Source organism: Pseudomonas fragi, from assembly GCF_002269505.1.
GTDB lineage: Bacteria > Pseudomonadota > Gammaproteobacteria > Pseudomonadales > Pseudomonadaceae > Aquipseudomonas > Aquipseudomonas fragi_D.
On sequence record NZ_NQKQ01000007.1, the window covers coordinates 155,595 to 182,516 of the forward strand.

The 26,922-nt window shown below is 58.3% G+C and carries 25 protein-coding genes; 13 read left to right on the forward strand and 12 right to left on the reverse strand.

The window, feature by feature from the left end:
* Positions 1-14: 14 nt before the first annotated feature.
* Both CJU81_RS08865 and CJU81_RS08870 read right to left on the reverse strand, forming a co-directional pair.
* Complete coding sequence (locus CJU81_RS08865; protein WP_095036283.1) at positions 15-464, reverse strand: GNAT family N-acetyltransferase; 450 nt, start codon at positions 462-464, stop codon at positions 15-17.
* A gap of 6 nt (positions 465-470) precedes the next feature.
* Positions 471-1,100 (reverse strand): FMN-binding negative transcriptional regulator, encoded by a 630-nt coding sequence (locus CJU81_RS08870; RefSeq protein WP_095036284.1) that lies wholly within the window; start codon positions 1,098-1,100, stop codon positions 471-473.
* A gap of 89 nt (positions 1,101-1,189) precedes the next feature.
* Here CJU81_RS08870 and pdxR point away from each other — a divergent pair, with 89 nt between their 5' ends.
* Positions 1,190-2,737: a MocR-like pyridoxine biosynthesis transcription factor PdxR gene (pdxR, locus tag CJU81_RS08875; RefSeq protein ID WP_095036285.1), complete on the forward strand. Its 1,548-nt coding sequence runs from the start codon at positions 1,190-1,192 to the stop codon at positions 2,735-2,737.
* A 46-nt stretch (positions 2,738-2,783) separates the two neighbouring features.
* Here the strand turns inward: pdxR and CJU81_RS08880 are convergent, their stop codons facing one another.
* From CJU81_RS08880 to aspA, 5 genes are all read right to left on the reverse strand, one after another.
* A complete protein-coding gene (locus tag CJU81_RS08880; RefSeq protein ID WP_095036286.1) occupies positions 2,784-3,821 on the reverse strand; it encodes a histone deacetylase family protein in 1,038 nt (345 codons plus the stop codon).
* A 128-nt stretch (positions 3,822-3,949) separates the two neighbouring features.
* A complete protein-coding gene (locus CJU81_RS08885) occupies positions 3,950-4,942 on the reverse strand; it encodes an AraC family transcriptional regulator (protein ID WP_095036287.1) in 993 nt (330 codons plus the stop codon).
* A 52-nt stretch (positions 4,943-4,994) separates the two neighbouring features.
* Positions 4,995-5,999 carry an asparaginase gene (locus tag CJU81_RS08890; protein ID WP_095036288.1) on the reverse strand — a complete coding sequence of 335 codons (1,005 nt, stop codon included), beginning with the start codon at positions 5,997-5,999 and terminating at the stop codon, positions 4,995-4,997.
* Between the two features lie 57 nt (positions 6,000-6,056).
* Complete coding sequence (locus tag CJU81_RS08895; protein WP_095036289.1) at positions 6,057-7,478, reverse strand: alanine/glycine:cation symporter family protein; 1,422 nt, start codon at positions 7,476-7,478, stop codon at positions 6,057-6,059.
* Positions 7,479-7,911: 433 nt separating this feature from the next.
* Positions 7,912-9,336, reverse strand: coding sequence for an aspartate ammonia-lyase (gene aspA / locus CJU81_RS08900; RefSeq protein ID WP_094999533.1), 1,425 nt, complete (start codon positions 9,334-9,336; stop codon positions 7,912-7,914).
* Between the two features lie 180 nt (positions 9,337-9,516).
* Here aspA and CJU81_RS08905 point away from each other — a divergent pair, with 180 nt between their 5' ends.
* Entirely contained in the window at positions 9,517-10,422 is a 906-nt protein-coding gene (locus tag CJU81_RS08905; RefSeq protein WP_095027816.1) for a LysR substrate-binding domain-containing protein, read from the forward strand.
* Positions 10,423-10,708: 286 nt separating this feature from the next.
* Here CJU81_RS08905 and CJU81_RS08910 read toward each other — a convergent pair whose 3' ends face one another.
* A complete protein-coding gene (locus CJU81_RS08910; RefSeq protein ID WP_095036290.1) occupies positions 10,709-11,263 on the reverse strand; it encodes a hypothetical protein in 555 nt (184 codons plus the stop codon).
* Positions 11,264-11,676: 413 nt separating this feature from the next.
* Here CJU81_RS08910 and purE point away from each other — a divergent pair, with 413 nt between their 5' ends.
* The 4 genes from purE to CJU81_RS08930 all read left to right on the forward strand — a co-directional run bounded on the left by purE (position 11,677) and on the right by CJU81_RS08930 (position 14,238).
* A complete protein-coding gene (purE, locus tag CJU81_RS08915) occupies positions 11,677-12,168 on the forward strand; it encodes a 5-(carboxyamino)imidazole ribonucleotide mutase (RefSeq protein WP_016782937.1) in 492 nt (163 codons plus the stop codon).
* Positions 12,169-12,179: 11 nt separating this feature from the next.
* Positions 12,180-13,265, forward strand: coding sequence for a 5-(carboxyamino)imidazole ribonucleotide synthase (locus tag CJU81_RS08920; protein ID WP_095036291.1), 1,086 nt, complete (start codon positions 12,180-12,182; stop codon positions 13,263-13,265).
* 106 nt (positions 13,266-13,371) lie between these two features.
* Positions 13,372-13,620, forward strand: a complete 249-nt coding sequence (locus CJU81_RS08925; RefSeq protein WP_088378553.1) for a GlsB/YeaQ/YmgE family stress response membrane protein — start codon at positions 13,372-13,374, stop codon at positions 13,618-13,620.
* An 81-nt stretch (positions 13,621-13,701) separates the two neighbouring features.
* On the forward strand, positions 13,702-14,238 hold the full coding sequence (locus tag CJU81_RS08930) for a DUF3299 domain-containing protein (protein WP_095036292.1): 537 nt from the start codon (positions 13,702-13,704) through the stop codon (positions 14,236-14,238).
* 138 nt (positions 14,239-14,376) lie between these two features.
* Here CJU81_RS08930 and CJU81_RS08935 read toward each other — a convergent pair whose 3' ends face one another.
* Both CJU81_RS08935 and CJU81_RS08940 read right to left on the reverse strand, forming a co-directional pair.
* Positions 14,377-15,276, reverse strand: coding sequence for a D-hexose-6-phosphate mutarotase (locus CJU81_RS08935; RefSeq protein ID WP_095036293.1), 900 nt, complete (start codon positions 15,274-15,276; stop codon positions 14,377-14,379).
* Between the two features lie 22 nt (positions 15,277-15,298).
* Positions 15,299-15,700 carry an acyl-CoA thioesterase gene (locus CJU81_RS08940; RefSeq protein ID WP_003438129.1) on the reverse strand — a complete coding sequence of 134 codons (402 nt, stop codon included), beginning with the start codon at positions 15,698-15,700 and terminating at the stop codon, positions 15,299-15,301.
* A gap of 373 nt (positions 15,701-16,073) precedes the next feature.
* Between CJU81_RS08940 and CJU81_RS08945 the strand changes: the two genes are divergently transcribed.
* The 7 genes from CJU81_RS08945 (at position 16,074) to CJU81_RS08975 (ending at position 25,517) form a co-directional block, all read left to right on the forward strand.
* Positions 16,074-17,363, forward strand: a complete 1,290-nt coding sequence (locus CJU81_RS08945) for an MFS transporter (RefSeq protein WP_095027821.1) — start codon at positions 16,074-16,076, stop codon at positions 17,361-17,363.
* Between the two features lie 167 nt (positions 17,364-17,530).
* Positions 17,531-18,535 (forward strand): phosphate ABC transporter substrate-binding protein PstS, encoded by a 1,005-nt coding sequence (locus CJU81_RS08950; protein ID WP_095036294.1) that lies wholly within the window; start codon positions 17,531-17,533, stop codon positions 18,533-18,535.
* Between the two features lie 206 nt (positions 18,536-18,741).
* Positions 18,742-21,027, forward strand: a complete 2,286-nt coding sequence (locus tag CJU81_RS08955; protein WP_095036295.1) for an ABC transporter permease subunit — start codon at positions 18,742-18,744, stop codon at positions 21,025-21,027.
* A gap of 15 nt (positions 21,028-21,042) precedes the next feature.
* The gene (pstA, locus tag CJU81_RS08960; RefSeq protein ID WP_095036296.1) at positions 21,043-22,713 is read left to right on the forward strand and encodes a phosphate ABC transporter permease PstA; all 1,671 of its coding nucleotides are present in this window, start codon (positions 21,043-21,045) and stop codon (positions 22,711-22,713) included.
* Between the two features lie 155 nt (positions 22,714-22,868).
* Positions 22,869-23,702: a phosphate ABC transporter ATP-binding protein PstB gene (pstB, locus tag CJU81_RS08965; RefSeq protein WP_095036297.1), complete on the forward strand. Its 834-nt coding sequence runs from the start codon at positions 22,869-22,871 to the stop codon at positions 23,700-23,702.
* 85 nt (positions 23,703-23,787) lie between these two features.
* A complete protein-coding gene (phoU, locus tag CJU81_RS08970; RefSeq protein WP_095036298.1) occupies positions 23,788-24,549 on the forward strand; it encodes a phosphate signaling complex protein PhoU in 762 nt (253 codons plus the stop codon).
* 77 nt (positions 24,550-24,626) lie between these two features.
* Positions 24,627-25,517, forward strand: a complete 891-nt coding sequence (locus CJU81_RS08975) for a response regulator (RefSeq protein WP_095036299.1) — start codon at positions 24,627-24,629, stop codon at positions 25,515-25,517.
* Positions 25,518-25,579: 62 nt separating this feature from the next.
* Here CJU81_RS08975 and CJU81_RS08980 read toward each other — a convergent pair whose 3' ends face one another.
* Together CJU81_RS08980 and CJU81_RS08985 are read right to left on the reverse strand one after the other, a co-directional pair.
* The gene (locus CJU81_RS08980) at positions 25,580-26,293 is read right to left on the reverse strand and encodes a hypothetical protein (protein ID WP_095036300.1); all 714 of its coding nucleotides are present in this window, start codon (positions 26,291-26,293) and stop codon (positions 25,580-25,582) included.
* Positions 26,294-26,336: 43 nt separating this feature from the next.
* Positions 26,337-26,912, reverse strand: coding sequence for a hypothetical protein (locus CJU81_RS08985; RefSeq protein WP_095036301.1), 576 nt, complete (start codon positions 26,910-26,912; stop codon positions 26,337-26,339).
* Positions 26,913-26,922: the final 10 nt, after the last annotated feature.

The following is a 26,922-nucleotide window of genomic DNA, read 5'->3' on the forward strand; positions in this document are numbered from 1 at the left end:
TGCGCGTTCCTTATTTATGACAAGGTTTTGCGAAACTGAATAAAGCCTGGGCGCTCGCCAATGCGCTCATACAACTGAATTGCCGTGGCGTTGGTTTCCTGGGTCAGCCAATGGACTTTGCAGCAGTCCTTGGCGCGGGCGGCGGCATATACGTGCTCGATCAATTGACGACCAACACCCATGCCGCGCGCCTCGGGGCTGACAAACAGGTCTTGAAGATAGCAGGCGTTTTTAATGCTCCAGTTGGTGCGGTGATAAACGCACTGCACCATGCCTACTGCTTGATCACCTTGCCAGGCCAGGGCCAGGGTGGTGGGTTCTGCCGGATCCAGGAACCGCAACCAGGTGGACTGGGTGATGTCGTCGTTCAACTCGGTCTTGTAGAAGTGCAGGTAGGCCTGCCAAAGCGGTAGCCACTGTTCGCGATCGGCGGCGGTGGCGGGTTTGATCTGGATTTGAGTCATTTTCAGTTATTCCTTAACCATTAAATGAGCGAGTGCGTGGTCTTGCGGGTTGCTGTTGGCCAGCAGGCCCTGGCGCACGCCGGCCTGGTCGGCAGCGTCGCGGTTCTGGCTGAGTTTGCGTTTGCCTTCAAGGCGGGTGATCGGCAGGCGAAAGCCCACAATGGCCTTGAGCATGCTGTCGATGTAATCACGCGGTGCATCTCTGACCGCCCAAGGAGCGGGGCGCCCGGCTTCATGTTTGCTGCTCAGGCGGCTGACCAGCGCCAGCAAGCGTTCGGCATCCTCGAAGACCTCTGCCGTGCCATAAGCATGTACTGCGAGGTAATTCCAGGTGGGCACGGTTTTGCCGTGCTCGGCCTTGCTTGGGTAGAAGGACGGGCTGATATAGGCCTGCTCGCCGGCAAAAATCACCAGAGTCTCGGTGCCTTGCGCCAGCGCCAAGCCATGCGGATTGGCGCGGGCAAGGTGCCCGTACAGCGTGCCGTACGGGCCTTCATCCGGGTCCAACAGCAAAGGCACATGGCTGGCGTGCAAGCCTTGACTGGCGTGTGTGACCAGCACGGGCAGGGGTGAGGCCTGCATCTGCTGGTGCAGGATTTGAATGTCGTCAACGGCGAAGGCGCGGGGTACGTACATAGAAATTATCCTTGGCGAATGGCTTCATCCTAGGCAGGCTATTGGTTGGTTGTAAGAGCCATTAATGGTCATTTTCATAGGTCCAATTTATGACGGATTCAGCGCTTTCCATTGCCTTCAACCCTGCCGGAATTGAGCTGGATCCTAAAAAAGGCCTGAGCCGCCAGCTCTATCAAGCATTGCGCCAGCGCGTCCTGGATGGTCGTCTGAGTGGCGGCTCGCGGCTGCCGGCCAGCCGTGACCTCGCCGCAGCGTTGGGTATCTCGCGCAACAGCGTGGTACGGGCCTATGACCAGTTGTATGCAGAAGGTTTTATCGAGGGGCGGGTAGGGGATGGCACCTATGTTGCGAAATTGCCTGAAAAAGCCCTGCCTCTAAAAAAGTTGTCCACCAACTTGTCCACAGGGTTTTCAACAGGCTTATCCCCAGGGTTATCCACAAAATCGACAGAAATACCTGTAATTACATCCAGTAAAGTTATCCACAGTACGGCGCTGATCAGGGTGGCAAAGCACGCACTTGACCTGCCTCCAAGCGGAGTTCCGCGAGCTTTTCGAGTGGGGGTTCCCGCGTTTGACTTATTCCCTTTCGAGGTATGGAGCAAGCTGCAGGCGGCTTTTTGGCGTAAGCCGGACTTGCAGCAATTGTGTTACGGCGATCCGGCTGGCGATCAGCGACTGCGTGGTTTGATTGCAGCTTATTTGCGTACTTCACGAGGTTTATCGTGCACGCCTGAGCAAATTTTGATCACCAGTGGTGCGCAGCAGGGAATTAGCCTTTGTGCACAGCTGCTGGTGGAGCCCGGCGAAGGGGTGGCTGTGGAAAATCCTGGCTATCGCGCTGCCGCCTATGCGTTTGCCATCGCTGGCGCGCATGTACAGGGTGTGGCGGTAGATCAGGACGGCATGGATTGTTCGGCACTGGCGCACTTGAGCAACTGCCGGCTGGCCTATGTCACGCCCTCCCATCAATACCCCAGCGGGGTCACCATGAGCCTGGCCCGGCGCCTGGAACTGCTGGCCTGGGCCGAGCGTACAGAGGGCTGGATTGTCGAAGACGACTACGATGGCGAGTACCGCTACAGCGGTGCGCCACTGGCCCCGCTGGCGGCACTGGACCGCAGCGGGCGGGTGATTTATGTCGGTACCTTCGGCAAGGTGGCGTTTCCGGCATTGCGTCTGGGGTATCTGGTGCTGCCCGAGGGCCTGACGGAGCCGTTTGCCCGGCGCCGCTCGCTGGATATGCGGCACTCAGAGGTCAGTACCCAGGCGGTGATGGCCGAGTTTATGGCGGCAGGGCATTTTCAACGGCATATCCGCCGGATGCGTCGCGCGGCTTTGAGCCGCCGTGATGTGTTGCTGGCCAACTGGCCACGGGATGTCGCGGGGGTTGGGGCGATGCCGACGATTGCGGCGGGGTTGCATGTGGCTGTGCCGGTTGCGGGGTTGGCCCGAGAGCAGGAACTGCTGGCGCAGGCCCGGGCGGTGGACGTGGAAATCAATGGGCTGAGCACTTACTGGCAGCAAGACTCGGTCGAGCCTGTGGATAACAGGGCGGGGCTGGTACTGGGGTTTGCGGCGGTGCCGCAAGTGCAAATGAAGGCGGCGCTGGAGCGGTTGGGCAAGGCTTGGCGGTAGGTCAAAAGCCCCTCTCCCAAGGGAGAGGGCTGGGGTGAGGGGGCTTTTACATCACGATAGCGCGCTCAAACCCCTCCAGCACATTCACCGCATTCACGCCGATTTCTTCAACAGCATAGCCACCTTCCATCACGAACAGTGTCGGCTTGCCCAGCCGGGCAATTCGCTCGCCCATGCGCAGGTAGTCCGGGCTGTCGAGTTTGAACTGGGAGATTGGATCGTTCTTGAATGTATCCACGCCCAGGGAAACCACGATCACGTCTGCGTCATAGTTTTGAATTTCGATACAGGCCAATTCCAGCGCTGCGCTCCAGCGGTCCCAGGCCGAGCCTGCGGGCAGTGGGTAATTGAAATTGAAGCCTTCACCGGGCCCTTCCCCCAGTTCATCTTCGTAGCCCAAAAAGAACGGAAACTCGGCTTCAGGGTGGCCGTGGATCGAGGTAAACAGCACGTCGTTGCGTTCATAGAAGATCGACTGCGTGCCATTGCCGTGGTGGTAATCCACGTCGAGGATCGCCACCTTGCTGCGGCCTTGATCGAGAAAGGCCTGGGCGGCTATGGCGGCGTTGTTCAGGTAGCAGTAACCACCCATCAGGTCGCTGGCAGCGTGATGCCCGGGCGGACGGCAAAGTGCGAAAGCGCTGTAGGCGCCGTTTTGAATTTCAGCCTGGGCAGTCAGGGCTACTTGCGCAGCACTGTAGGCCGCTTGCCAGGTGCCTGCGGTAATGGGGGCACCGCCGTCGAAGCTGTAATAACCCAATTGGCCGTGCAGGCTGGTAGGCAAAACAGCGCGCAAGGTTCGGGCTGGCCAGGTGTAGGGCAGCAAGTCGCCATCGCGGCCATGTTCGGTCCAGCGATCCCACGCACCCTGGAAAAAATCCAGATAAGCACTGCTGTGAATTCGCTCGACAGGCCCGCGGCCAAAATCTTGAGGTGCGCGTACCGGGCCGAGTTCACGAGTCTGGACGCGTTGCAGAATATGGTCGGCGCGTGAAGGCATTTCAAAGCAGGGCATCAACTGCCCGTCCATCAACTCACAACGGCCATGATGCAGGTGATGATCGTCTGAATAGATCGTCAGCATTTTCTTTTTCTCCCAAGGCTTTAGCGCTGGCTTACAGTTTTGCGGTGCAGGGAGTTTGAGAGAACGGCAGGAGCGGCCAAAAGGAGACCGTTGTGGCCAAAATCGCTGACCGCAACGGGCCCCCTGAATCAGGCTCGAAACTGGCTGGGTGCAACCCCGCTCCAGCGCACAAACGCATGGCGAAAGCTGGCGGTTTCACTGAAGCCCAGGGCCTCGGCAATCTGGTAGATGGGCCATTCAGTGTCTTTGAGCAGTAGCTTGGCCCGCTCAAAGCGCAGGTCGTCGAGCAGTGCCTGGTAACTGCAGCCCACATCATGCAAATGCCGGCGCAGGGTGCGCGGCGAGCAGTTCATTTGTTCGGCCAGGCCTTCAAGCCCGGGGGCCGCATGCAGTTGTGCAGCCAGAAGCTGGCGGATGCGTTCCAGCCAGGTTTGCCGCCCGGTGAATTCCAGATTCTGTTTGCGACAGCGCTCTGCCATCGCCTGATGAGTAACGGTGTCGGCCAGCGGCAAAGGCTGGTCGAGCCAGCTTTTGGCGAAGGCAAAACCATTGCCTTGGCCATCGAACTGGCGCGGGCAATCGAAACTTAACCCGTAGCGGGCGTGGTAGTCCGGTGCGCTGTGGGCAAAACGTGCACTCAATAGCGGCAGCGGCCTGCCCAACAAGTCTTCGCAGATGACCTTGAGCGAGACCAGGCATAACTCGGCATTGAACACTGCCATTTGCGGGGTCTCGGCATAGCCACTGGCGCAGAACCAGACCTGGTCGCCCTCGACCTCAAGGCTCAACTCAAAAAGTGTTCCCAGCAGCGCCGGGTAGCGTAAAGCAAGGCGCAATGCGTCACCTAAGGTGGCACTGGTGAGTAGGGCGTAACCGAGCATGCCGTAGGACGACACATGCATGCGTCGCCCCAGCTCCAGGCCGATTTCGCGGCGCAAGGCCACGGCGTTGGCACATACGCGCATCTCCTGGCTGGTGGTGATGCGTGTGTCTGTGCGGCTCAAGTCCGCCGCCCGTATGCCGCTGCCGGCCAGCAGCGCTTCGCTGGGCAGGCCTTCGGCGTTGAAGGTGCTAAGCACCAGCGAGACGGCATTGAGCGTTGTGAGATGGGAATGAAGCATGCTCGTTTCCTGCATTGAGGTACGGGAAACGAGCAAGTTGTGTGCCGCAGCGTTAAGCCAGTTCCCCGCACATATCCAGTTCGATCAGGCGGCGTACTTCAGCCAGCGGCAGGTCAGCGCCGAGCAAGGCATGCAGTTTGCCGAACACGGCCTCACGGGTCATGCCACCGCCCGAGAGTACGCCCGCTGCGCGCAAGCGGCTGCCAGCTTCGTACACGTCCAGTTCCACGCCACCTTCATGGCATTGGGTAATGGCCACGACCACAATGGCGTTTTCCTGCGCCCGTTGCAGGCTGGCGATAAAATCCGGGTTGCCACCCGGGCCAGTGCCACTGCCGAAGCACTCCAGTACCAGGGCTTCAATTCCGCTGTTGAGCATGGCATCGAGCTGGGCGGCGCCAATCCCCGGGACCAACGGTAATACGCCGACGCTGGCCTGATGCTTGGGGTGGCTGTAAGCCAGTTCGGCCGGGAGGGTGCTGGCTTTGGCTCCGCCGCCGTTACGTGTCAGCGTCACAAATGGATTACGGCCAAAGCTGCGCACTTTGGCGCAACGTGTGGGTGCCATCAGCTTGCCGTGGAAGTACAGCTGCACGCCATGAGGCTGGCCCTGGCCCAGCGCCTGCAAGGCGCCGCTGACGTTTTCCCAGGCATCGCTGTCAGGTACGCCTGCTGGCAGCATGGAGCCTGTGAAGAGTACCGGTGCCGGCAAACCCAGCAGTTGAAAGCACATAGCTGCAGCGCTGTAGGCCAGCGTGTCAGTGCCATGCAGGACCAGTACAGCATCGCAGCCATCCTGCTCGACCGCTTCGATGATCGCGCTGCGCAGGCGCAGCCAGTAGGCGGGCGTCATGTTGGCGCTGTCGATCAGCGGGCTCATTTCGCGAAAGGACCACTGCGGCACTCGCAACTGCGGTTGGCTGGCCAGGTGCTCGCTCATGCGTGCTTCAAAACCCGACGCAGGCGCCAGGCCGCTGGCGCTGGCCTGCATGCCGATGGTGCCGCCGGTGTAGAGCACCCTGACGCGTTGGGCGGTGTGATGAGTGGCTGCGGTCATTGTTAAGTCCCCATAAGCAAAAACGCGGCGGTTCCTGAGAACCGCCGCGTGAGTGTGTCAGCGTTTTGTTTCTTCGGCCGTGGCGGCCGGTTTTGGCGGCCAGGCCTTCAGGTCCAGATCCAGATCCGGGAATTTACTGGAATCGAACACCGGTGTCTTGATCCCCGCACGGCGCTGGTCATCGTAATCCTTGAGCACGCGCATGCAAATCTTGAACAGCATCGCCAGGGCGATCAGGTTCACGAATGCCAGCATGGTCATGGCGATGTCGGCGAAGGCGAAAACCGTTTGCAGGTTTTCAATCGAGCCCCAAAAGATCAGCACCAGTACCAGTGCGCGATAACCCATCAGCGCCTTGCGGCTTTCGCCGACCAGGAAGCGCAGGCTGTTCTCGCCCAGATAATAGTTGTAGAGCATCGAGGTGAACACAAACAGTGCCAGGGCTACGCTGATGAACACGCGGCCCCATTCGCCCACTACGGCCGCCAGGGAGTTCTGGGTCAGGGCAATGCCGTCGCCTTCAAAGCCCGGGGTGTAGAAGCCCGACAACAGAATCAGCAACGCCGTACAGGTGCAGATCACGAAGGTGTCGAGGAATACGCTGAACGCCTGTACTACGCCTTGGGCGATAGGGTGTTCAACATCAGCCACGGCGGCCACGTTCGGGGCACTGCCCAGACCGGCTTCGTTGGCAAACACGCCACGTTTGACGCCCATCACGATGGCACTGCCGATCAGGCCGCCGAACACCGGGTCCAGGCCGAAAGCGCTCTTGACGATATGACCCAGCATGGCGGGTACGTGGTCGAATTGCAGCACGATCACATACAGGGTCACTGCGATGTAGGCCAGGGTCTTGACCGGTACCAGCAGGTCGGCCACCGAAGCGATACGTTTGATACCGCCGATGAACACCAGACCCAGCAGGATGGCGATGGCCAGGCCCGAGTAGTTGACCTTGAAGCCGAAGGCGTCTTGCAACGAGTGAGTCACGGCATGGGCCTGCAGGCCCATGAAGGCAAAGCCGAAGGTGATCAGCAACAGCACGGCCATCAGTTTGCCCATCCAGGCTTTGCCCAGGCCGTACTTCATATAGAAGGACGGACCACCGCGCAGTTGACCTTCCGAGTCACGGCGCTTGTACAACTGGCCCAGGGAGCATTCGATCAGGCTGCTGGCCATGCCGACCAGCGCGGTCACCCACATCCAGAACACGGCACCGGGGCCGCCCAGGGTAACGGCAATACCGACGCCGGCAATGTTGCCTGCGCCCACACGGCCTGCCAGGCTCAGCATCAATGCCTGGAACGAGCTCAGCTCACCGGCGCTGCTGCGCAGGCTGTCCTTGAATACCGAAAACATGTGCAGGAAGTAACGAAACTGAACGAAACGCGAGCGGATCGTGAAGTAGCCACCGAGCCCGACCATGAGCACGATTAGCACTTTCCCTGAGAGGAAGTCATTGATGACTTCAAGCATGGATTATTCCTCGCTGTTTTTATCTGATGGCAACACGGCCGGATCGAAATATCGCGTTACACCTGCTTGAGCAAGGCATAAACGTAGGCGATCAATGTGACCCTGGCCATGTTGCTGCTTGGTTTACGATGCTGTTTCCGTGCTGACGATGGCCGCTGGTGCTGGGGCCGGGCACAGGAAGAGGGGCGGCACTATACCTAGGAGCGCAGGAAGCGTCTGCATAAGTGACTGAATTTTCATGTGTGAGTTGTCCGATATGGCTTTGTTTATTGTCAAATTGCCCTCACTTCAGCCCTCTTCCGGAGGGTGAGGCCGGGGTGAGGGGGCTTTGAATTCTGGCCAAAAAAAAGGGCCTGCAGACGTGTCTGCAAGCCCTCAAAAGGTGAGAGGTGTCTAGTCCCTCGACCTGGTGAGCGTTGAGCGTGTTACAGCATCAGGCCTTGAGTGGCACCAGACGCGGAGCAATCATGTTTTCCGGGCGCAGGATGTCGTCGAGCATGGCGTCGTCGAGCAAGCCTTCTTCGCGCACCAGTTCCAGTACGCCGCGGCCGCTTTCAAGAGCGATACGGGCGATACGGGTGGCGTTTTCATAACCGATGTACGGGTTAAGTGCAGTTACCAGACCAATCGAGTGCTCGACCAGTTCACGGCAGCGCGCTTCGTTGGCCGTGATGCCGGTGATGCAGTGTTCGCGCAGCATGTCCATGGCGCGTTGCAGCAGACGAATCGAGTCGAAGATCTTGAATGCGATCAGCGGCTCCATAACGTTCAGTTGCAGCTGGCCACCTTCGGCGGCGATGGTCAGGGCCAAGTCGTTACCGATGATCTGGAATGCAACCTGGTTCACGGCTTCCGGGATAACCGGGTTGACCTTGCCGGGCATGATCGAGCTGCCCGGCTGACGTGCTGGCAGATTGATTTCGTTGATGCCGGTACGTGGGCCGCTGGACAGCAGGCGCAAGTCGTTGCAGATCTTCGACAGCTTGACCGCGGTACGCTTGAGCATGCCGGAGAACAGTACGAAGGCGCCCATGTCTGAGGTGGCTTCGATCAAGTCGGCTGCCGGTACCAGCGGGTGACCGCTGATGGTGGCCAGGCGGTTGACGGCCAGCATCTGGTAGCGCGGGTCGGCGTTGATGCCGGTGCCGATGGCGGTGCCACCCAGGTTCACTTCAGTCAGCAGCTCTGGCGCCAGAGTTTTCAGGCGGGCCAGGTCTTCACTCAAAGTAGTGGCGAAAGCGCGGAACTCTTGACCCAGGGTCATTGGTACAGCGTCTTGCAGTTGGGTACGGCCCATTTTCAGGACGTGGCTGAACTCGGCGCCTTTGGCCGCGAACGACTGGATCAGGCTGTCGAGGCTGGCCAGCAACGCGTCGTGACCCAACAACAGGCCCAGACGGATAGCCGTCGGGTAGGCGTCGTTGGTCGACTGCGCCATGTTGACGTCGTTGTTTGGGTGCAGGTACTGGTATTCGCCTTTCTGATGGCCCATGGCCTCCAGCGCGATGTTGGCGATGACTTCGTTGGCATTCATGTTGGTTGAAGTGCCAGCGCCGCCTTGAATCATGTCCACCACGAACTCTTCGTGGAAATCGCCGCGGATCAGACGTGCACAAGCTTCGCTGATGGCTGCGTGCTTGGCATCGCTGAGATGACCCAACTCACGGTTGGCGTCAGCAGCGGCCTGTTTAACCATGGCCAGGCCCACAACCAGCTTCGGGTAGTGCGAAATCGGAACGCCCGAGAGACGGAAGTTATTCACCGCTCGCAGGGTCTGGATGCCGTAATACGCTTGAGCTGGTACTTCGAGTACGCCAAGCAGGTCTTTTTCGGTACGGAAAGATGCAGCGGAGGACATGATAGAAATCATCTCGATATGAACCCGGTCTGGGCCGGAACGCTGCGAATCCTAGGCCTGCAGTCTATTTTGGGCCAATGCCTTTAAACACTATCCTATGCATAAACGGCATAATAGCGACGTGACGCGACAAGCGCGTCGAGCGTGTGACCCATTTTGGTGCGCGTCCGGGAGGACTCGATGAATCTCGAAAGTAAATGGTTAGAGGACTTCAGTGCCCTGGCTGCTACTCGCAGTTTTTCCCAGGCTGCAGAGCGCCGATTCGTCACTCAGCCGGCCTTCAGCCGACGTATTCGCAGCCTTGAAGCGGCGCTGGGGCTGACCTTGGTGAATCGTTCCCGCACCCCGGTGGAGTTGACTGCGGCTGGCCAACTGTTTTTGGTCACGGCGCGCACAGTCGTCGAGCAGTTGGGTGAGGTGTTGCGACACCTTCATCACCTCGAAGGCGGGCAGGGCGAGGTCATGCAAGTGGCTGCCGCCCACTCGTTGGCACTGGGGTTTTTCCCGCGCTGGATCGCCCAGTTGCGCAATGAAGGGCTGAACATCGCGACACGACTGGTTGCGACTAACGTCGGAGACGCGGTGCATGCTTTGCGCGAAGGCGGCTGCGATTTGATGCTGGCTTTTTATGATCCGGATGCTGCCTTGCAGATGGATCCGGAAATTTTCCCCTCCCTGCACCTGGGTAATACCGAAATGCTCCCGGTCTGCGCAGCCGATGCCGATGGCAAGCCGTTGTTTGACCTGGAGGGTGACGCCAGTGTGCCGCTATTGGCTTACAGTGCCGGCGCATTCCTGGGTCGTTCGGTGAACTTGCTGCTGCGCCAGCGCAGCCTGCGCTTTACCACTATCTATGAGACCGCGATGGCCGACAGCCTTAAAAGCATGGCCCTCGAAGGGTTGGGCATTGCCTGGGTGCCGCATTTGAGCGTGCGTGCCGAGCTGGCGCGGGGCGAATTGGTGGTGTGCGGCGGCCCGCAATGGCATGTGCCGCTGGAGATTCGCCTGTACCGCTGTGCCCTGGTGCGCAAAGCCAACGTGCGGTTGTTGTGGCGCAAACTGGAAAGTGGAACTCAACCCGAGTGAATGCGGCCTCCACCCTCATCGGTCTCATGAGGCGGTTATCAATCAGGATCATGCACATATCGGCAGGCTTTGCGGCCCGCCGATATTTGGCCACGGGTGCAGCAGAAACGGTTTGAGTCGCCATGTGCAATGTTTCAACAACGGTATCAATAGGCAGTCGGCCTTCTTCTACTGCTCGGTCATCAACCTGTCGAACATTAAGTATGTTTAATGGGTGAGTGTTTTTTGAGTGGTAGCGTCATGGCAAGTGTGCAGGTGGTTATTGAAGTTGTTAGTAGTTTCAGTCTCAGGGTGCATCACTTAGAAAGGCTCTTATGTTTTCCCTGTTTTTCGGCGTAAAGCGGTAACAATTACTTCGAAGAGATGAAGACTCAGGGAACATGAAGGTCTCACATACAATTCCCCATGGATTGTAGCCGAGTGCTGCATCGTTGTGGGTGGCGTTGAAACTGTGGCCTACTTCATGGGCGATTACTTGATGATCTTTAAGGCAGGCAATTACGGCGGGTTGCCCGGGGTAGGCAACGCCCAGGACGGTCTCGTTGAGCGGAGCCTGAGTCACCAGAATATAGCGTTCGGTTTTACCCCACTTCAATCCCTGCTGGTTTTTGTATTGGATGGCCGCTAATTCCCATCGTTTAAGAACATCGTCTATATTCTGGCTTTTATAGTTGAAGTCAGTCATGCCTCGCACGTTACGAATATCCTTGAATATGAACGATCGTTTTGTAACTGCCGTGATTTCGTCGGTGAATTCTTTGAAATAAGCACGCCCCAATGTATTGATGGAGCGATTGGGGACGTCGTTGTGGATAAATATATAAAGCGTAATGGGTTGCATGAGAAATATCCTTTTAATAAGAAGCCTGCAATCCATGCAGGCCTGTTTACGATTTTGTTGTTAGCGGTTTGAATCTAAGTGAAGACGTCAACTCGACGGTCCGCCGTGGCTGGAGTTCGTCTCATCATGTGGTTTTTATCTCTGTGCAATGTAGGCGTGGCGCCAGGAGATCAGGGCAGTATCCGGTGGGCAGTGCTTGACCTGAAGGTCAATAAAACCGGGGGATTCGGGATTATCTGATGTGCAAGACAGATGGTCGCCAAAGGTGCTTTCAAGGCACATGTTTGGGGTATACTGCGCGGCCTTCGGCTGGCTTGACCGGCCTTAATTCCTATAACAAGCCACGTCGGATCCTCCACGTGGCTTGTTGTTTTTTGACGCGCCTGCGGGCGCCCAAGAGAAGAGGCGCGACGATGAGTGCACTGGTAGGCGTGATCATGGGCTCCAAGTCCGATTGGTCCACCCTCAGCCACACCGCCGATATGCTGGAAAAACTCGGCATTCCTTACGAAGTGAAAGTGGTCTCTGCCCACCGCACTCCGGATCTGCTGTTCCAGTATGCCGAAGAGGCCGAAGGCCGCGGAATCGAGGTCATCATCGCTGGTGCCGGTGGCGCAGCCCACCTGCCAGGCATGTGTGCAGCTAAAACCCATTTGCCAGTACTCGGTGTACCGGTGCAGTCGGCCATGCTGTCGGGCGTCGACTCGCTGCTGTCGATCGTGCAGATGCCTGCTGGCATCCCGGTTGCCACCCTGGCCATCGGCAAAGCGGGCGCGATCAACGCGGCCCTGCTGTCAGCGAGCATCCTGGGCGCCAAGCACCCGCAGTTCCATACCGTTTTGAAAGCATTCCGTGCTGAACAGACAGACAGCGTGCTGGACAATCCAGACCCGCGCGTAGCCTGAGGTTTCTGACGATGAAAATCGGTGTAATCGGTGGCGGCCAATTGGGTCGCATGCTGGCCCTGGCGGGCACTCCGCTGGGGATGAACTTTGCTTTCCTGGACCCGGCACCCGATGCCTGTGCCGCCTCGCTGGGTGAACACCTGCGTGCGGACTACAGCGACCCGGATCATTTGCGCCAGTTGGCTGACGAAGTCGACCTGGTGACTTTCGAGTTCGAGAGCGTTCCGGCTGAAACCGTGGCTTTCCTGTCGCAATTTGTCCCTGTGTACCCGAGCGCAGAAGCGCTGCGCATTGCGCGCGATCGCTGGTTCGAGAAGAGCATGTTCAAGGACCTGGGCATTCCGACGCCGGCATTTGCCGACATCCAGTCCCAGGCTGATCTGGACGCAGCAGTGGCCACCATTGGCCTGCCTGCCGTGCTCAAGACCCGCACCCTGGGCTATGACGGCAAGGGCCAGAAAGTGCTGCGCACCGCTGCTGATGTAGTGGATACGTTTGCTGAATTGGGCAGTGTATCGTGCTTGCTGGAAGGGTTTGTACCGTTCACCGGCGAAGTGTCGCTGATCGCCGTTCGCGGCCGTGATGGCGAAACGAAGTTCTACCCTTTAGTACACAACACGCACGACAGCGGCATTCTCAAGCTGTCGGTTGCCAGTACCGATCACCCGCTGCAAGCTCTGGCTGAAGACTACTCCAGCCGTGTGCTCAAACAGCTGGATTATGTTGGCGTGATGGCATTCGAGTTCTTTGAAGTCGACGGTGGCCTCAAGGCCAACGAAATTGCCCCGCGAGTGCACAATTCCGGGCACTGGACGACCGAAGGCGCCGAGTGCAGCCAGTTCGAAAACCACTTGCGGGCTATTGCCGGCCTGCCGCTGGGTTCGACGGCCAAGGTGGGTGAAAGCGCCATGCTCAACTTCATCGGCAGCGTGCCGCCGGTTGAGAAGGTAATCGCGATTGCCGACTGCCATCTGCATCACTACGGCAAGGCTTTCAAGGTCGGTCGTAAAGTCGGTCACGCCAACCTGCGCTGCGCAGACATGGCGACGCTGCAAGCGCAAATCCTCAAGGTTGAAGCCCTGATCGACGAAGCGTAAATCGCTTTGCACGGAACCATTGGGTTGTCGCTGCTCTCTGATGGCGTGATGCCAAAGTGCTGACTAGGCTTTGGTTGTTACGCCATTTAATTTTGAGGAAGCGTCCATGGGCATCATCGGAACCATTTTTATCGGCTTGATCGTTGGCCTGCTGGCTCGTTTCCTGAAACCGGGTGACGACAGCATGGGCTGGATCATGACCATCTTGCTGGGTATTGGCGGCTCGCTGGCGGCGACGTATGGTGGCCAGGCGCTGGGTATCTACAAGGCGGGCGAGGGTGCCGGCTTTATCGGAGCGGTAGTGGGGGCTGTAATCCTGCTGATCATCTACGGCATGGTCTCGAAAAAGTCCTGATTTAACGCGTTGGCTCTCTCTGCGCCAGCCGCAGAGAGGGCTAAACTGCGCGCGTTCAATCCTTCTTTTATCGAGCCTTGCATGCGCCGTCTTCTACTGACTTTTCTTTTGTTGGGCTCAGGCCTGGCACACGCGGCAGAACTGCCCGAAACCGACTGGCTTGAACTGATGCCCAAGTCGGATCAAATAGCCCTTGAGCAAATGCCCGAAATTGACCATGACTCGCCCGAGGCCAATGGTACGTTTACCGACAAGGGTGGTTTGAAGCAGAGCAAGGGCCTGCCTGCGGTGATGTACTCCAGCAAGACTGTGGCCAGCATGAATGGCAAGAATATCCGTTTGGGTGGCTACCCCGTGCCTCTGGAAACTGACGCCAAGGGTCGCAGCACGCTGTTTTTCCTGGTGCCGTACCCGGGTGCCTGCATTCATGTACCGCCTCCGCCGCCCAATCAGTTGGTGTTGGTGCGCTATCCAAAAGGCTTGAAGCTGGATGACATCTACACGCCGCTGTGGGTGATGGGTACGCTGAAGGTTGAGAAGGTCAGCAATGACCTGGCCGATGCGGCCTATGCGCTGGATGCGAGTAAGGTGCGGGTAGTGGTTGAGGAAGATTTGTAAGCGTTTTGCTATGCCAAAACCCTCACCCCAACCCTCTCCCAGAGGGAGAGGGAGCCGATTTATGGGGTGGCGCGAATCATGATTATCCCCCAGTCAGTCCCCTCTCCCTCCGGGAGAGGGCTAGGGTGAGGGCCGGCCTTATCCCCGCAAGCGCTCACTGCCAATACTCACACCCAGCGTATGGCTGGCGCCCGGCGCCAGGGTGATGATGTCATCCATCACATTGGCGGTTTCGATGCACAGCATGCGTTGCCAGCCGTCTGCAGCCATATCGTCGAGAGCGGCGGTCTTGTCGATCCATGGATTCCAGATGACCGCCGAGCGTGAGCCGTGGCTGGTCAGCTCGAGCGTGCGCGACCAGTCCGGGTCGACAATGCTCAACTGCTGCGGCGTATCGAGGTAGATACGGTCGGTTTCGCCGCTGAAGGTCAAATCCCCCGCTTGCTCAACACGATTCCAGCCTTCGAGGGTGTCGATGTAGGTCAGGCCGTCGACCCCTTTGACCTCAACCTTGCGCACGTCGCTGACCGCGAAATAGCTGTGCAGGGCCTGGCTGATACTGACCGGGATATCACTGCGGTTATGGCTGGTGAGGCTGATATGCAGCTGGGTGTCGAGGCGGATGCTCAGGGTCAGCGCCACGTCGTGGGGCCAGCCGGGAAGGCCGCCTTCGATGTGGGGCAACCCCAGCTCAATATGCAGCGCTTCACCGGCGTCATCGATCTCCAGCATTTCCCATTCGCGTGTACGCACCAGTCCGTGGGCCGTGGCGGGCTCATCGCTGTGGCGCATTGCCTGCACGCTTTGCGGGTTCAGTGCCAGGTTACCAAACCAGGGCCAGCACACCGGCACGCCGGTGCGGATGCCGTGGCCTTGCTTGAATTGGGCTTTTTCGTTAAGCCAGATGATCGGCGGCTCATCACCCACCTGATAACTGAGAACCTGCGCGCCTTGTTTGGCGACCAGCAGTTGTGCCTGGCCATGCTGGAAGTGCCAGCACTCCAGTTCATCCAGGGTGACTGACTCAATGTGGTGCATGGCAGGCTCTCTATTTATAGGTTTAACGACGTGGCGGAACGGAGCGGGTGCGGCCGCTGCCATCGATGGCGACAAACACAAAGACCGCTTCGGTCACTTTGCGCCATTCGCTGGACAACGGATCGTCACTCCACACTTCAACCATCATCTGGATTGAGCTGCGGCCAATCTCAAGTGCCTGGGTGTAGAACGACAATTGTGCGCCCACTGCCACCGGTACCAGAAACGCCATACGATCAATAGCGACAGTAGCTACACGGCCACCAGCAACCTTGCTGGCCATTGCGGTACCGGCCAGGTCCATCTGGGAAACCAGCCAGCCGCCAAAAATATCGCCGAAACCATTGGTCTCGCGCGGCAGGGCGGTGATTTGCAAGGCCAGGTCGCCTTGCGGGATTGGATCTTCTTGTTCGAGCTCTAGCATGCCTAAGGGCCTCTGACCCGTGATTCATCATAAGTACTGCGGGTGAAAAAGCGTCTTTAGAAAAACGATTCAGCCCGAACATACTACGTTCGTCACGTTCTTCATAAGCCGCACCAAGGAAAAACTCTGCGAAATCGGCTGAAGTGTCCAGCGGGCGTTTTCGCACAGTAACCTCAGAAGTTACCAAGTGTTTCTTACAGCGAGAGTATATCGGGGGACAGCCTGGTCGACGACCTCCTGATTCTGCTTTTTGGGTGCGCTGCACGTCTAGCTCTGTGCTTTTGCAAACAATTTGTTATCTTTCAAAACCTGCCCAGCCCTTGCCGGCGAAGTTGCAGCTTTTTGCCGCGCCTAATAAGAGAAGCAATACCCCATGATCACAGAGCCTTCCAGTGCTGCACCGCCTTCGCGGCCGTTAACCCGTAATGACTATAAAACCTTGTCGCTGTCTGCCTTGGGTGGTGCGCTGGAGTTTTACGATTTCATTATTTTTGTGTTTTTCGCCACCGTGGTCGGGAAACTGTTCTTCCCGGCAGACATGCCCGAGTGGCTACGCCTGATGCAAACCTTCGGCATTTTTGCCGCGGGTTATCTGGCGCGTCCCCTGGGCGGCATTGTCATGGCGCACTTCGGCGATCTGCTGGGGCGAAAAAAGATGTTCACCCTGAGCATCTTCATGATGGCCGTACCGACCTTGATCATGGGCTTGCTGCCAACCTATGCGCAGATTGGCATGTGGGCACCGATTCTGTTGCTGCTGATGCGCGTGATCCAAGGCGCAGCCATTGGCGGTGAAGTGCCCGGTGCCTGGGTGTTCGTGGCCGAGCATGTGCCGCCACGGCATGTGGGCTACGCCTGCGGCACTCTGACTTGCGGGCTGACGGCGGGCATCTTGCTGGGTTCGTTGATGGCTACGGCGATCAACACGATCTATACACCGGCTGAAGTGTCTGACTTTGCCTGGCGGATTCCGTTCCTGATGGGAGGTGTGTTCGGCCTGTTCTCGGTGTACCTGCGTCGCTGGTTGCACGAGACACCGGTATTTGCCGAGTTGCAGCTGCGCAAGGCACTGGCTGCGGAAGTCCCGCTCAAGACCGTGCTGCGCGACCATCGCGGGGCGATTGTGGTCTCCATGCTGCTGACCTGGTTGCTGTCTGCCGGGATCATCGTGGTCATTCTGATGACGCCCACGGTGCTGCAAACCATTTATGGTTTTTCAGCGACCACCTCGTTGCAGGCCAACAGCCTGGCGATCGTCTTTTTGAGTCTGGGCTGCATCGCCTCGGGCGCCCTGGCCGACCGCTTTGGTGCGGGCAAGGTGTTTGTGGTGGGTTGTGCCGGACTGCTGATTACATCGTGGACCTTCTACCACAGCCTGCTGCAGCATCCGGACTGGCTGTTCCCGCTGTACGCCTTGAGCGGTTTGTTTGTCGGCACCATCGGCGCCGTCCCTTATGTGATGGTCAAAGCCTTCCCGCCCGTGGTGCGTTTCAGCGGTCTGTCGTTTTCCTACAACCTGGCCTACGCCATTTTTGGCGGCCTGACCCCAATGGCCGTGACCCTGTTGCTCAAGGAAAGCCCGATGGGCCCGGCGTATTACGTGGCAATCATTTGCACGATGGGCCTGGTGGTCGGCGCTTATCTGTGGAAAAAGGGTCGCTGATCCAGACCTGACCCGCTGCAACACCTCATTCGCCTCTCCCCCGAAGGCCATCATTTGTAACGAATGATGGCCTTTCATCTAATTGTCACAATCGGTTCATAGAGTAGTCACATGGCCTGAAGATACTGGCCCCCGATTCATCTAACCCCGTTTGCTAGGAGTAAGGCATGAAACTGAAGCGTGTGATGGCGGCCCTGACTTTTGTCGCCGCAGGCGTTGCAACTGCCAATGCGGTTGCCGCTGGTGTTGACCCGGCTATTCAGCCCTACGTGAAGACCACTGGTGTGTCGGGCAACCTGTCCAGCGTTGGTTCTGACACCCTGGCGAACCTGATGACCTTGTGGGCTGAGGCGTACAAAAAAGAATATCCAAACGTAAACATCCAGATTCAAGCTGCCGGTTCTTCGACTGCGCCGCCTGCGATTACTGAAGGCACCGCTAACCTGGGCCCGATGAGCCGCAAAATGAAAGACAACGAACTGGCTGCCTTCGAGCAGAAGTACGGCTACAAGCCTACCGCTATCCCGGTAGCCGTGGATGCCCTGGCCGTGTTCGTGCACAAGGACAACCCGATCAAGCACCTGACCATGGAACAGGTTGATGCGATCTTCTCCTCGACGCGTCTGTGCGGCGCCAAAGCCGACGTTAAAACCTGGGGCGACCTGGGTGTGACCGGTGACCTGGCCAACAAGCCGGTTCAACTGTTCGGTCGTAACTCGGTATCCGGCACTTACGGCTACTTCAAGGAAGAAGCCCTGTGCAAAGGCGATTACAAGCCTAACGTGAACGAACAACCTGGCTCGGCCTCGGTTGTGCAGTCGATCAGCAGCTCGCTGAATGGCGTCGGTTACTCGGGCATCGGTTACAAAACCGCCAGCGTAAAAACCGTGCCTTTGGCTAAAAAAGGCAGCACCGAATTCATCGAAGACACCGAAGAAAACGCATTGAACGGCAAATACCCGCTGTCGCGTTTCCTCTACGTGTACGTGAACAAGGCGCCGAACAAGCCGCTGAACCCGCTGGAAGCCGAGTTCATCAAGCTGGTGCTGTCCAAGCAAGGTCAGGAAGTGGTCGTGAAGGATGGCTACATCCCGCTGCCAGCCAAGGTCGCTGCCAAAGCATTGGCTGACCTGGGTCTGAAAGAAGGTGCTGCTGACGTCGCCAAGCAGTAATGACTGTGTAGTTGCTGACGAAGGCTGCGAAAAGGATCGCGCAGCATTCAGATTAACGGGTTGCTGCGCAACCCTTCGCAGCCTGCGGCAGCGACTACAGCCGCTTCACCAAATTTTCCATTCCGCTGCCAGCACCGTCGGGCGGCGGATTTTTTGCGTCACTGCTTTGTCATCTTTCTGTCATACAGGACCGCTAGGGTGTGCGCATGAATGATCTGGCCAATTCCCCAATGACTACGACATCCGCTCCCAAGCGCATTGATTTCAATACGCCTGAACTGCAACGCAAGCGCCGCATCCGTGCGCTCAAAGATCACCTGACCCGCTGGTATGTATTTATCGGCGGGCTTGCCGTGCTCGGCGCAATCACCCTGATCTTCTTCTTCCTAGGCTATGTGGTTTATCCGTTGTTCCAGGGCGCCGACCTGAACGCTAAACAGGCGATTACGCCAGTGTGGATGCAGGACGCCGGCAAGCCGCTGATGATCTCCGTTGAGGAGCAGAACCAGGTCGGCATGCGGGTTTCCGATAAGGGCATGGTGTTGTTCTTCAACGCGAAGAACGGCGAAGAGTTGTCGCGGGTCAACCTGCCGCTGCCAGCCGGCACACAAGTGACTTCGCTGGGCGAAGACCAGCCGGGTAATCCGGTGGTGGTACTGGGTCTGTCCAACGGTCAGGCGCTGGTGTTCCGTCACAGCTATAAAGTCAGCTACCCGGATGGCAAGAAGACCATCACCCCGGCGATTGAATACCCGTATGGTGAAACGCCGATCGTGCTCGACCCGCAGGGCGGCGCGCTGGATCACGTCAACCTCAGCGTCAACGATTCAACGCTGGTGCTGGCCGGCTCCTCAGGCGCGCAACTGAATGTGCTGTCGTTGGCCCGTGAAGAAAACATGATGACCGACGAGGTCACCAACACCGAGACCCGCATCGACCTGCCGCAGATGACCAAACAGGTCAAAGCGCTGTATATCGACCCGCGTCAGCAATGGCTGTATGTGATCAACGATCGCGCCCAGGCCGATGTATTCAGCCTGCGCGACAAGAGCCTCAACGGCCGCTACAAGCTGGTTGATGACGCTACGACCGAGATCACCGCCAGCACCCAGCTGGTGGGCGGTATCTCGCTGATATTTGGCGACTCCAAGGGTGGCTTGAGCCAGTGGTTCATGGCCCGCGATCCGGATGGCGAGCAGCGCTTCAAGCATATCCGCAGCTTCCAGATGGGCACCTCGCCGATTGTAGAAATCACCGCCGAGCAACGTCGCAAGGGCTTCCTGGCCCTGGATGCGGCCGGTGAGATCGGTGTGTTCCACAGCACCGCGCATCGCACCCTGCTGGTCGAGAAAGTGGCCGAAGGTCCGGGCATCATGGCGTTGTCGCCGCGTGCCAACCGCATCATCGTGGAAGAGGGCGGCAAGCTGCTGCCACTGACCCTGAAAAACCCGCACCCGGAAGTGTCCTGGAGCGCGCTGTGGAGCAAGGTTTGGTACGAGAACTACGACGAGCCTAAATACGTCTGGCAATCAACCGCTGCCAACACTGACTTCGAACCGAAAATGAGCCTGGCGCCATTGACCTTCGGTACCTTGAAAGCTGCGTTCTATGCGATGTTGCTGGCTGCGCCACTGGCCGTAGCTGCCGCGATTTACACCGCATACTTCATGGCTCCGAGCCTGCGCCGCAAGGTCAAGCCGGTGATCGAGCTGATGGAAGCAATGCCAACGGTGATTCTGGGCTTCTTTGCCGGTCTGTTCCTGGCACCGTATGTCGAGGGGCATCTGCCGGGGATCTTCAGCCTGTTGATGTTGATGCCGATTGGTATTTTGGTTGCCGGTTTCACCTGGAGCCGTCTGCCCGAGTCCATCCGCCTGCGAGTACCGGATGGTTGGGAAAGCATAATCCTGATTCCGGTGCTGCTGTTTGTGGGCTGGTTGTCGCTGTACATGAGCCCGTATATGGAAGCCTGGTTCTTTGGCGGTGACATGCGCATGTGGATCTCCCACGACCTGGGCATTACCTACGACCAGCGCAACGCACTGGTAGTGGGCCTGGCAATGGGTTTTGCGGTTATCCCCAATATCTACTCGATTGCTGAAGACGCCGTGTTCAGCGTGCCTCGCGGCCTGACCCTGGGTTCGCTGGCGCTGGGTGCCACGCCGTGGCAAACCATGACTCGCGTGGTCATCCTGACCGCCAGCCCGGGGATCTTCTCGGCACTGATGATCGGTATGGGCCGTGCGGTCGGCGAAACGATGATTGTGTTGATGGCCACCGGTAACACCCCGGTCATGGAAATGAACCTGTTCGAAGGCCTGCGTACCCTGGCGGCGAACGTGGCGGTGGAAATGCCGGAGTCGGAAGTGGGCGGCAGTCATTACCGCGTGCTGTTCCTCTCGGCGCTGGTGCTGCTGTTGTTCACCTTCATCATGAACACTCTTGCCGAACTGATTCGTCAGCGTCTGCGCAAGAAATATTCGTCGCTTTAAGGAAGGTAGAAGTCTGTGAAACAGAACTCCCTCAAAGGCTGGTTCAAGAGCGGCGCTCCAGGCGTCTGGATCAGCGGTGGCGCAGTGTCCATCGCCGTCATCATGACCATCGGCCTGCTGTCGGTGATCGCCGTGCGTGGCCTGGGTCACTTCTGGCCTGCCGATCTGATCCACGCCGAATACAACGTGCCGGGTGATGCCAATCACCTGGTGATCGGCGAAGTGGTGCAAAAGGAAGAAGTGCCCCGCGAGCGTCTGAAAAGTGCGGGCCTGCCGGTGCCGGAACAAGGCCCGGAGTTCATGACCCGTGAGCTGATCAAGGTTGGCAACCGTGACCTGAATGGCAATGACTTTACCTGGGTGGTCGGCGAGTGGCTGACCAACCAGAGCACGCCGCCCGAGTTGATGGCCATTGAGCGTCGCGAGTGGGGCAACTTCTACGGCTACCTGGTTAACGTGAAAGAAAACGGCAAGGTGGTGGCGGAAGGCGCCGCGGCCTGGCCGGAGCTGCAAGCGCGGGTCAAGCGGGTCAATGACCTGGCGTCGCAACTGAGCCAGCTTGAGAAGAAAGACATCGGCGCGATCAACTACGGTCTGGAGCGCATCCGCCTGCACGGTCGCAAGCTGGAGCTGGAAGGCAAGCTGACGCCGCAGGCACAGGCTGACATGGAAGCCGAGCGCGCCGAGCTGAATGCACGCTACAAGGCCATTGAAGACCGCCTGGGCGAGCTGCATGCACAGTTCAACCGCGACAGCCTCACGGCCCGCGATGCCAACGGTAAAGAGCTGGAAATCGGCATCGGCAAAGTGGTCAAGGCCTACCAGCCGAACGCCATGAACAGCTGGCAGAAACTGGCGATGTACTTCAGCAATATCTGGGAGTTCCTGAGTCAGGATCCGCGCGAAGCCAACACCGAGGGCGGGATCTTCCCGGCTATTTTCGGTACGGTGATGATGACCTTGATCATGGCGGTGATCGTGACGCCGTTTGGTGTGCTGGCGGCGGTTTACCTGCGTGAATATGCCAAGCAAAACACCCTGACCCGGGTTATCCGGATTGCGGTGAACAACCTGGCGGGTGTACCGGCCATTGTGTACGGCGTATTTGGTCTGGGCTTCTTTGTGTATGTGCTGGGCGGCTCTGTGGATCGTCTGTTCTTCGCTGAAGCCTTGCCGGCGCCGACCTTTGGTACGCCGGGCCTGATGTGGGCTTCGCTGACTCTGGCGCTGTTGGCCGTGCCGGTGGTGATTGTGGCCACTGAGGAAGGGCTGGCGCGGATCCCGCGTACAGTGCGCGAAGGCTCGCTGGCGCTGGGTGCAACCAAATCGGAAACCCTGTGGAAAATCGTGTTGCCGATGGCCAGCCCGGCCATGATGACCGGCATGATCCTCGCCGTGGCCCGTGCCGCGGGTGAAGTGGCACCGCTGATGCTGGTGGGCGTGGTCAAGCTGGCGCCGTCGCTGCCGCTGGACGGCAACTATCCGTACCTGCACCTTGACCAGAAGATCATGCACCTGGGCTTCCATATTTATGACGTCGGCTTCCAGAGCCCTAACGTTGAAGCTGCCCGCCCGCTGGTATACGCCACAGCGCTGCTGCTGGTACTGGTAATCGCGACCCTGAACCTGTCGGCCGTGTGGATTCGTAACCACCTGCGCGAGAAGTACAAGGCGCTGGATAGCTGATAGACATATGACCTGTGGGAGCGGGCTTGCCCGCGATGGTATCGGTAAGGTTTCAACGTGAAACCGAGGTGCCTGAATCGCGAGCAAGCCCGCCCCCACAGAAGAAGCCCGGTTACTGAAAAACCGAAACGAATTTTTAGCGTATGGAGCAACCCATGCAGCACGAATCCTCAGCCCACGGCATCAACATGTCCGCCTTGGGTCGCACCAAACAGAGCTTGAACCTGGCCAATGAAGAAGTCGCCATTGAAGTACCGGGCCTGAATCTTTACTACGGTGAAAAACAGGCCCTGTACGACGTCTGCCTGAATATCCCGAAACAACGGGTAACGGCATTTATCGGCCCGTCGGGCTGTGGCAAGTCCACGCTGTTGCGCACTTTCAACCGCATGAACGACCTGGTGGACGGCTGCCGCGTTGAAGGCGAGATCAACCTGTACGGCAATAACATTTACCGCAAGGGCGAAGACGTGGCCGAGCTGCGTCGTCGTGTCGGCATGGTGTTCCAGAAGCCCAACCCGTTCCCCAAGACCATCTACGAAAACGTGGTTTACGGCCTGCGCATTCAGGGCATCAACAAAAAGCGCGTGCTCGACGAGGCGGTTGAGTGGGCCCTCAAGGGCGCGGCGTTGTGGGACGAAGTCAAAGACCGCCTGCACGACTCGGCACTGGGTTTGTCCGGTGGCCAGCAACAGCGTCTGGTGATTGCCCGTACCATCGCGGTAGAACCCGAAGTGTTGTTGCTCGATGAGCCTTGCTCGGCACTCGATCCGATCTCGACGTTGAAAGTCGAAGAGCTGATCTACGAACTCAAGTCCAAGTTCACCATCGTCATCGTGACCCACAACATGCAACAGGCGGCTCGTGTATCGGATTACACGGCGTTCATGTACATGGGCAAGATGGTTGAATATGGCGACACTGACACGCTGTTCACCAACCCGGCCAAAAAGCAGACCGAAGACTACATCACCGGGCGCTATGGCTAGTCTGAGCGGCATTGCCCGTTCGATGTCACGATAATTCGGCTGGCCGCTTACAGCGCGCAGCTCACAGCTTTTGCGGAGCAGAACCATGATTTCAAAGGATGGCCTCACCCATCACATTTCCGCGCAGTTCAACGCGGAGCTCGAAGACGTGCGCAGCCACCTGCTGGCGATGGGCGGTCTGGTCGAGAAGCAGGTCAATGATGCGGTTACCGCACTGATCGAGGCCGACTCGGGGCTGGCGCAACAGGTGCGCGAGATCGATGAACAGATCAATCAGATGGAACGCAATATCGACGAGGAATGCCTGCGCATTCTGGCCCGTCGTCAGCCTGCGGCGTCTGACTTGCGTTTGATCATCAGCATCTCCAAGTCGGTAATCGACCTGGAGCGCATCGGTGACGAAGCGACCAAGATCGCCCGTCGGGCCATCCAGTTGTGCGAAGAGGGTGAGGCGCCGCGCGGCTACGTTGAAGTGCGCCATATTGGCGACCAGGTACGCAACATGGTGCGTGATGCACTGGATGCGTTTGCCCGCTTCGACGCCGACCTGGCCCTGTCGGTGGCGCAGTACGACAAAATCATCGACCGCGAGTACAAGACCGCGCTGCGTGAACTGGCCACTTACATGATGGAAGACCCGCGTTCGATCTCACGCGTGCTGAGCATCATCTGGGTGCTGCGTTCGCTGGAGCGTATCGGTGACCATGCACGCAATATCTCGGAACTGGTGATTTATCTGGTGCGCGGTACGGACGTGCGGCATATGGGCCTCAAGCGCATGCGCGAAGAAGTTCAGGGCACGGGTACCGATAACGCTAATGTTGCGCCGTCGCCTGACGATAAATAAGACAGCCCGATCTAAAAAGCGCCCGGCTCAATGCCGGGCGTTTTGGTTTTCGGGCGTTCATATCCAAGGAGCAGTCGATGAGCAAGGTTAGTGTGCTGGTGGTAGATGACGCGTCGTTCATTCGTGATCTGGTTAAAAATTGCCTGCGTAACTACTTCCCGGGCATCAGGATCGAAGACGCGGTCAACGGCCGCAAAGCCCAGGCCTTGCTGTCCCGTGAAGCTTTCGACCTGGTGCTGTGCGACTGGGAAATGCCGGAGATGTCAGGCCTTGAGCTGTTGACCTGGTGCCGCGAGCAAGACCGTCTGAAAACGCTGCCCTTTATCATGGTCACCAGCCGTGGGGACAAAGAGAACGTGATCCAGGCTATCCAGGCCGGGGTTTCAGATTTCGTCAGCAAGCCTTTCACCAATGAGCAGTTGTTGTCCAAGGTGAAGAAGGCGTTCACCAAGGCGGGATTGCTGAGCGCCGTGATGGCCAGCACCCCGGTGCGGGTAAGCTCGGCGTTTGGCAATGATTCACTGAATGCGTTGACCGGCGGCAAGGCGCAAGTCGTGACCCCGACGACGCTGGTATCGGCTCCGGTTGCCCCGTCGCCCCGCCCGGCACCTGTCGCGGCACCGGCACTGACCAGCCGTGGCCAGGGGCAACTGCGGTTGCCCAGCGGTACCCAAACCTGCGTGATCAAGGCGCTGAGCCTCAAGGAGGCGCTGCTGGTGGTGCGTCGTGGCGAAGTGCTGCCTCAGGTACTGGACAGCGCCGTACTGGACCTTGAGCAGGGCGAGAACGCCGAGGTGGCGCGCTTGAACGGTTATCTGCATGCCATCGTGGCATTCGAGCCAAAACCGGACAGTGCATGGTTGCAACTGACCTTTCGCTTTGTCGACCAGGACGCCGACAAAATGAACTACCTGTCGCGGCTGATCGCCCACGGCACGGCACAGAAGCATTTTGTGCCAGGTGCCTAAGTAATCTTCGTAGTCGCAGCCTTCGTTCCTCGGCAGCGACTACGAATCATGCACAGCAGCTATCAATCTAGCAATGCCAGCTGATAGGTCTCGCGATCAATCATCACCAACTGCACATTGTTGATTCGGGTATTGGCAGGCTTGCCGTTGACGGCCACCGATGTTTCGATCCGGTAAATACCCTGTGGAGCACGTTCATCAAGGGTGATGGTGAAGGTGTTCTCGTAGCCACCACTGCCGCCTTTGGTGTTCGCAACCTTGCTGCCTTCTTTCAACGGCTTGGTTTCGTTAGGGGCAAACAGGCGGATCTCTTCCTTGATTTCGCTGATCGGCTGAGATGCACCGTTGATCGCAACAATATTGGAAACCACGGTAATTGGTTGACCCCGTTTGATGGTCATACCGGGCTGGATACTGGTGTCATAGCTAACCAGTTCTGGCTGGGCCGGTTGTTTCTTGCCCGAGGTTTTGTATTGCTGCTCAACTTCTTGAGCAGTTTTGGTCTGTACCGACTTGGCATTGATCGCGAAACAGGCAGCCATGCCGGCAACCCCGCCAATCAATACGCCTGCGCCTTTATCGTTGGCACCGCTCACAGCAGCACCCGCCGCCGCACCCGCTGCAATTGCCAGGCCGCACTTCATCCAGTCGCTGCCACTCCAATTGGTCGGGTTGACGCTGGCAGAGTCGATATTGGCGCAGCCTTGCAGACCCAGTAGCGAAGCCAGTCCCAAGGCCAATATGCGTTTATCCAAAGTGTTGGAGGGCAATTTCATCAGTAACTTCCAAGTAATAGAGGGAAAAACTTACACACCCTGATTATTCGATCCGGGTTCGATTCAGTGCTTCTTTGAGCTGTTGTTCGGCCTGGCGGATGATGTTGCGTGCCCGATTGTTGTTCGGATCCATGCCCAGTACGACCTTGGCCACGGCAATTGCGGACTGGTACTCCCCGGCGTTCAGCGCGTTTTGCGCTTGTTGCAGTGAGGCGTTAACCGCTTTGGCGGCCTGTTGCTGCTGTTGGTCACGTACCTGGCGATCGGCCGCTTCCTGGCGCTGACGCTCAAGCGCTTGCTGTTCGCGCAGGGCATCGGCTTGTCGCGCCGCCTCGGCAGACTGGGCTTTGAGCAGCTGCTGTTTTTGCGCCGCATCCTGCAATTGTTGCTGGCGCGCCTGGGCGGCCTGCGCACGTTGTAGAAGACTCAAGGCCCGAGGGTCATTGCTGTCCTGTTGCAAGGCGAGCCCGGCATTGTCCAGTGCGCAAGCAAAGTCCCTGGTGTCAAAACAACTTTGTCCGGTCTGCAAAAAGGCATCGAGCTTTTGCTGGCTTTGCCCGGCCATCATCTTTATTGCAGCGTAGCCACCCACGACCACTGCCAGAGTTGCAACTGCCATTATCAGCGCC

What these genes read in the sequence shown, in the direction of transcription:
- CJU81_RS08865 (WP_095036283.1), bottom strand. Translation starts at nt 464, where the DNA reads ATGACTCAAATCCAGATCAAACCCGCCACCGCCGCCGATCGCGAACAG.
- CJU81_RS08870 (WP_095036284.1), bottom strand. Translation starts at nt 1,100, where the DNA reads ATGTACGTACCCCGCGCCTTCGCCGTTGACGACATTCAAATCCTGCAC.
- pdxR (WP_095036285.1), top strand. Translation starts at nt 1,190, where the DNA reads ATGACGGATTCAGCGCTTTCCATTGCCTTCAACCCTGCCGGAATTGAG.
- CJU81_RS08880 (WP_095036286.1), bottom strand. Translation starts at nt 3,821, where the DNA reads ATGCTGACGATCTATTCAGACGATCATCACCTGCATCATGGCCGTTGT.
- CJU81_RS08885 (WP_095036287.1), bottom strand. Translation starts at nt 4,942, where the DNA reads ATGCTTCATTCCCATCTCACAACGCTCAATGCCGTCTCGCTGGTGCTT.
- CJU81_RS08890 (WP_095036288.1), bottom strand. Translation starts at nt 5,999, where the DNA reads ATGACCGCAGCCACTCATCACACCGCCCAACGCGTCAGGGTGCTCTAC.
- CJU81_RS08895 (WP_095036289.1), bottom strand. Translation starts at nt 7,478, where the DNA reads ATGCTTGAAGTCATCAATGACTTCCTCTCAGGGAAAGTGCTAATCGTG.
- aspA (WP_094999533.1), bottom strand. Translation starts at nt 9,336, where the DNA reads ATGTCCTCCGCTGCATCTTTCCGTACCGAAAAAGACCTGCTTGGCGTA.
- CJU81_RS08905 (WP_095027816.1), top strand. Translation starts at nt 9,517, where the DNA reads ATGAATCTCGAAAGTAAATGGTTAGAGGACTTCAGTGCCCTGGCTGCT.
- CJU81_RS08910 (WP_095036290.1), bottom strand. Translation starts at nt 11,263, where the DNA reads ATGCAACCCATTACGCTTTATATATTTATCCACAACGACGTCCCCAAT.
- purE (WP_016782937.1), top strand. Translation starts at nt 11,677, where the DNA reads ATGAGTGCACTGGTAGGCGTGATCATGGGCTCCAAGTCCGATTGGTCC.
- CJU81_RS08920 (WP_095036291.1), top strand. Translation starts at nt 12,180, where the DNA reads ATGAAAATCGGTGTAATCGGTGGCGGCCAATTGGGTCGCATGCTGGCC.
- CJU81_RS08925 (WP_088378553.1), top strand. Translation starts at nt 13,372, where the DNA reads ATGGGCATCATCGGAACCATTTTTATCGGCTTGATCGTTGGCCTGCTG.
- CJU81_RS08930 (WP_095036292.1), top strand. Translation starts at nt 13,702, where the DNA reads ATGCGCCGTCTTCTACTGACTTTTCTTTTGTTGGGCTCAGGCCTGGCA.
- CJU81_RS08935 (WP_095036293.1), bottom strand. Translation starts at nt 15,276, where the DNA reads ATGCACCACATTGAGTCAGTCACCCTGGATGAACTGGAGTGCTGGCAC.
- CJU81_RS08940 (WP_003438129.1), bottom strand. Translation starts at nt 15,700, where the DNA reads ATGCTAGAGCTCGAACAAGAAGATCCAATCCCGCAAGGCGACCTGGCC.
- CJU81_RS08945 (WP_095027821.1), top strand. Translation starts at nt 16,074, where the DNA reads ATGATCACAGAGCCTTCCAGTGCTGCACCGCCTTCGCGGCCGTTAACC.
- CJU81_RS08950 (WP_095036294.1), top strand. Translation starts at nt 17,531, where the DNA reads ATGAAACTGAAGCGTGTGATGGCGGCCCTGACTTTTGTCGCCGCAGGC.
- CJU81_RS08955 (WP_095036295.1), top strand. Translation starts at nt 18,742, where the DNA reads ATGAATGATCTGGCCAATTCCCCAATGACTACGACATCCGCTCCCAAG.
- pstB (WP_095036297.1), top strand. Translation starts at nt 22,869, where the DNA reads ATGCAGCACGAATCCTCAGCCCACGGCATCAACATGTCCGCCTTGGGT.
- phoU (WP_095036298.1), top strand. Translation starts at nt 23,788, where the DNA reads ATGATTTCAAAGGATGGCCTCACCCATCACATTTCCGCGCAGTTCAAC.
- CJU81_RS08975 (WP_095036299.1), top strand. Translation starts at nt 24,627, where the DNA reads ATGAGCAAGGTTAGTGTGCTGGTGGTAGATGACGCGTCGTTCATTCGT.
- CJU81_RS08980 (WP_095036300.1), bottom strand. Translation starts at nt 26,293, where the DNA reads ATGAAATTGCCCTCCAACACTTTGGATAAACGCATATTGGCCTTGGGA.
- CJU81_RS08985 (WP_095036301.1), bottom strand. Translation starts at nt 26,912, where the DNA reads ATGGCAGTTGCAACTCTGGCAGTGGTCGTGGGTGGCTACGCTGCAATA.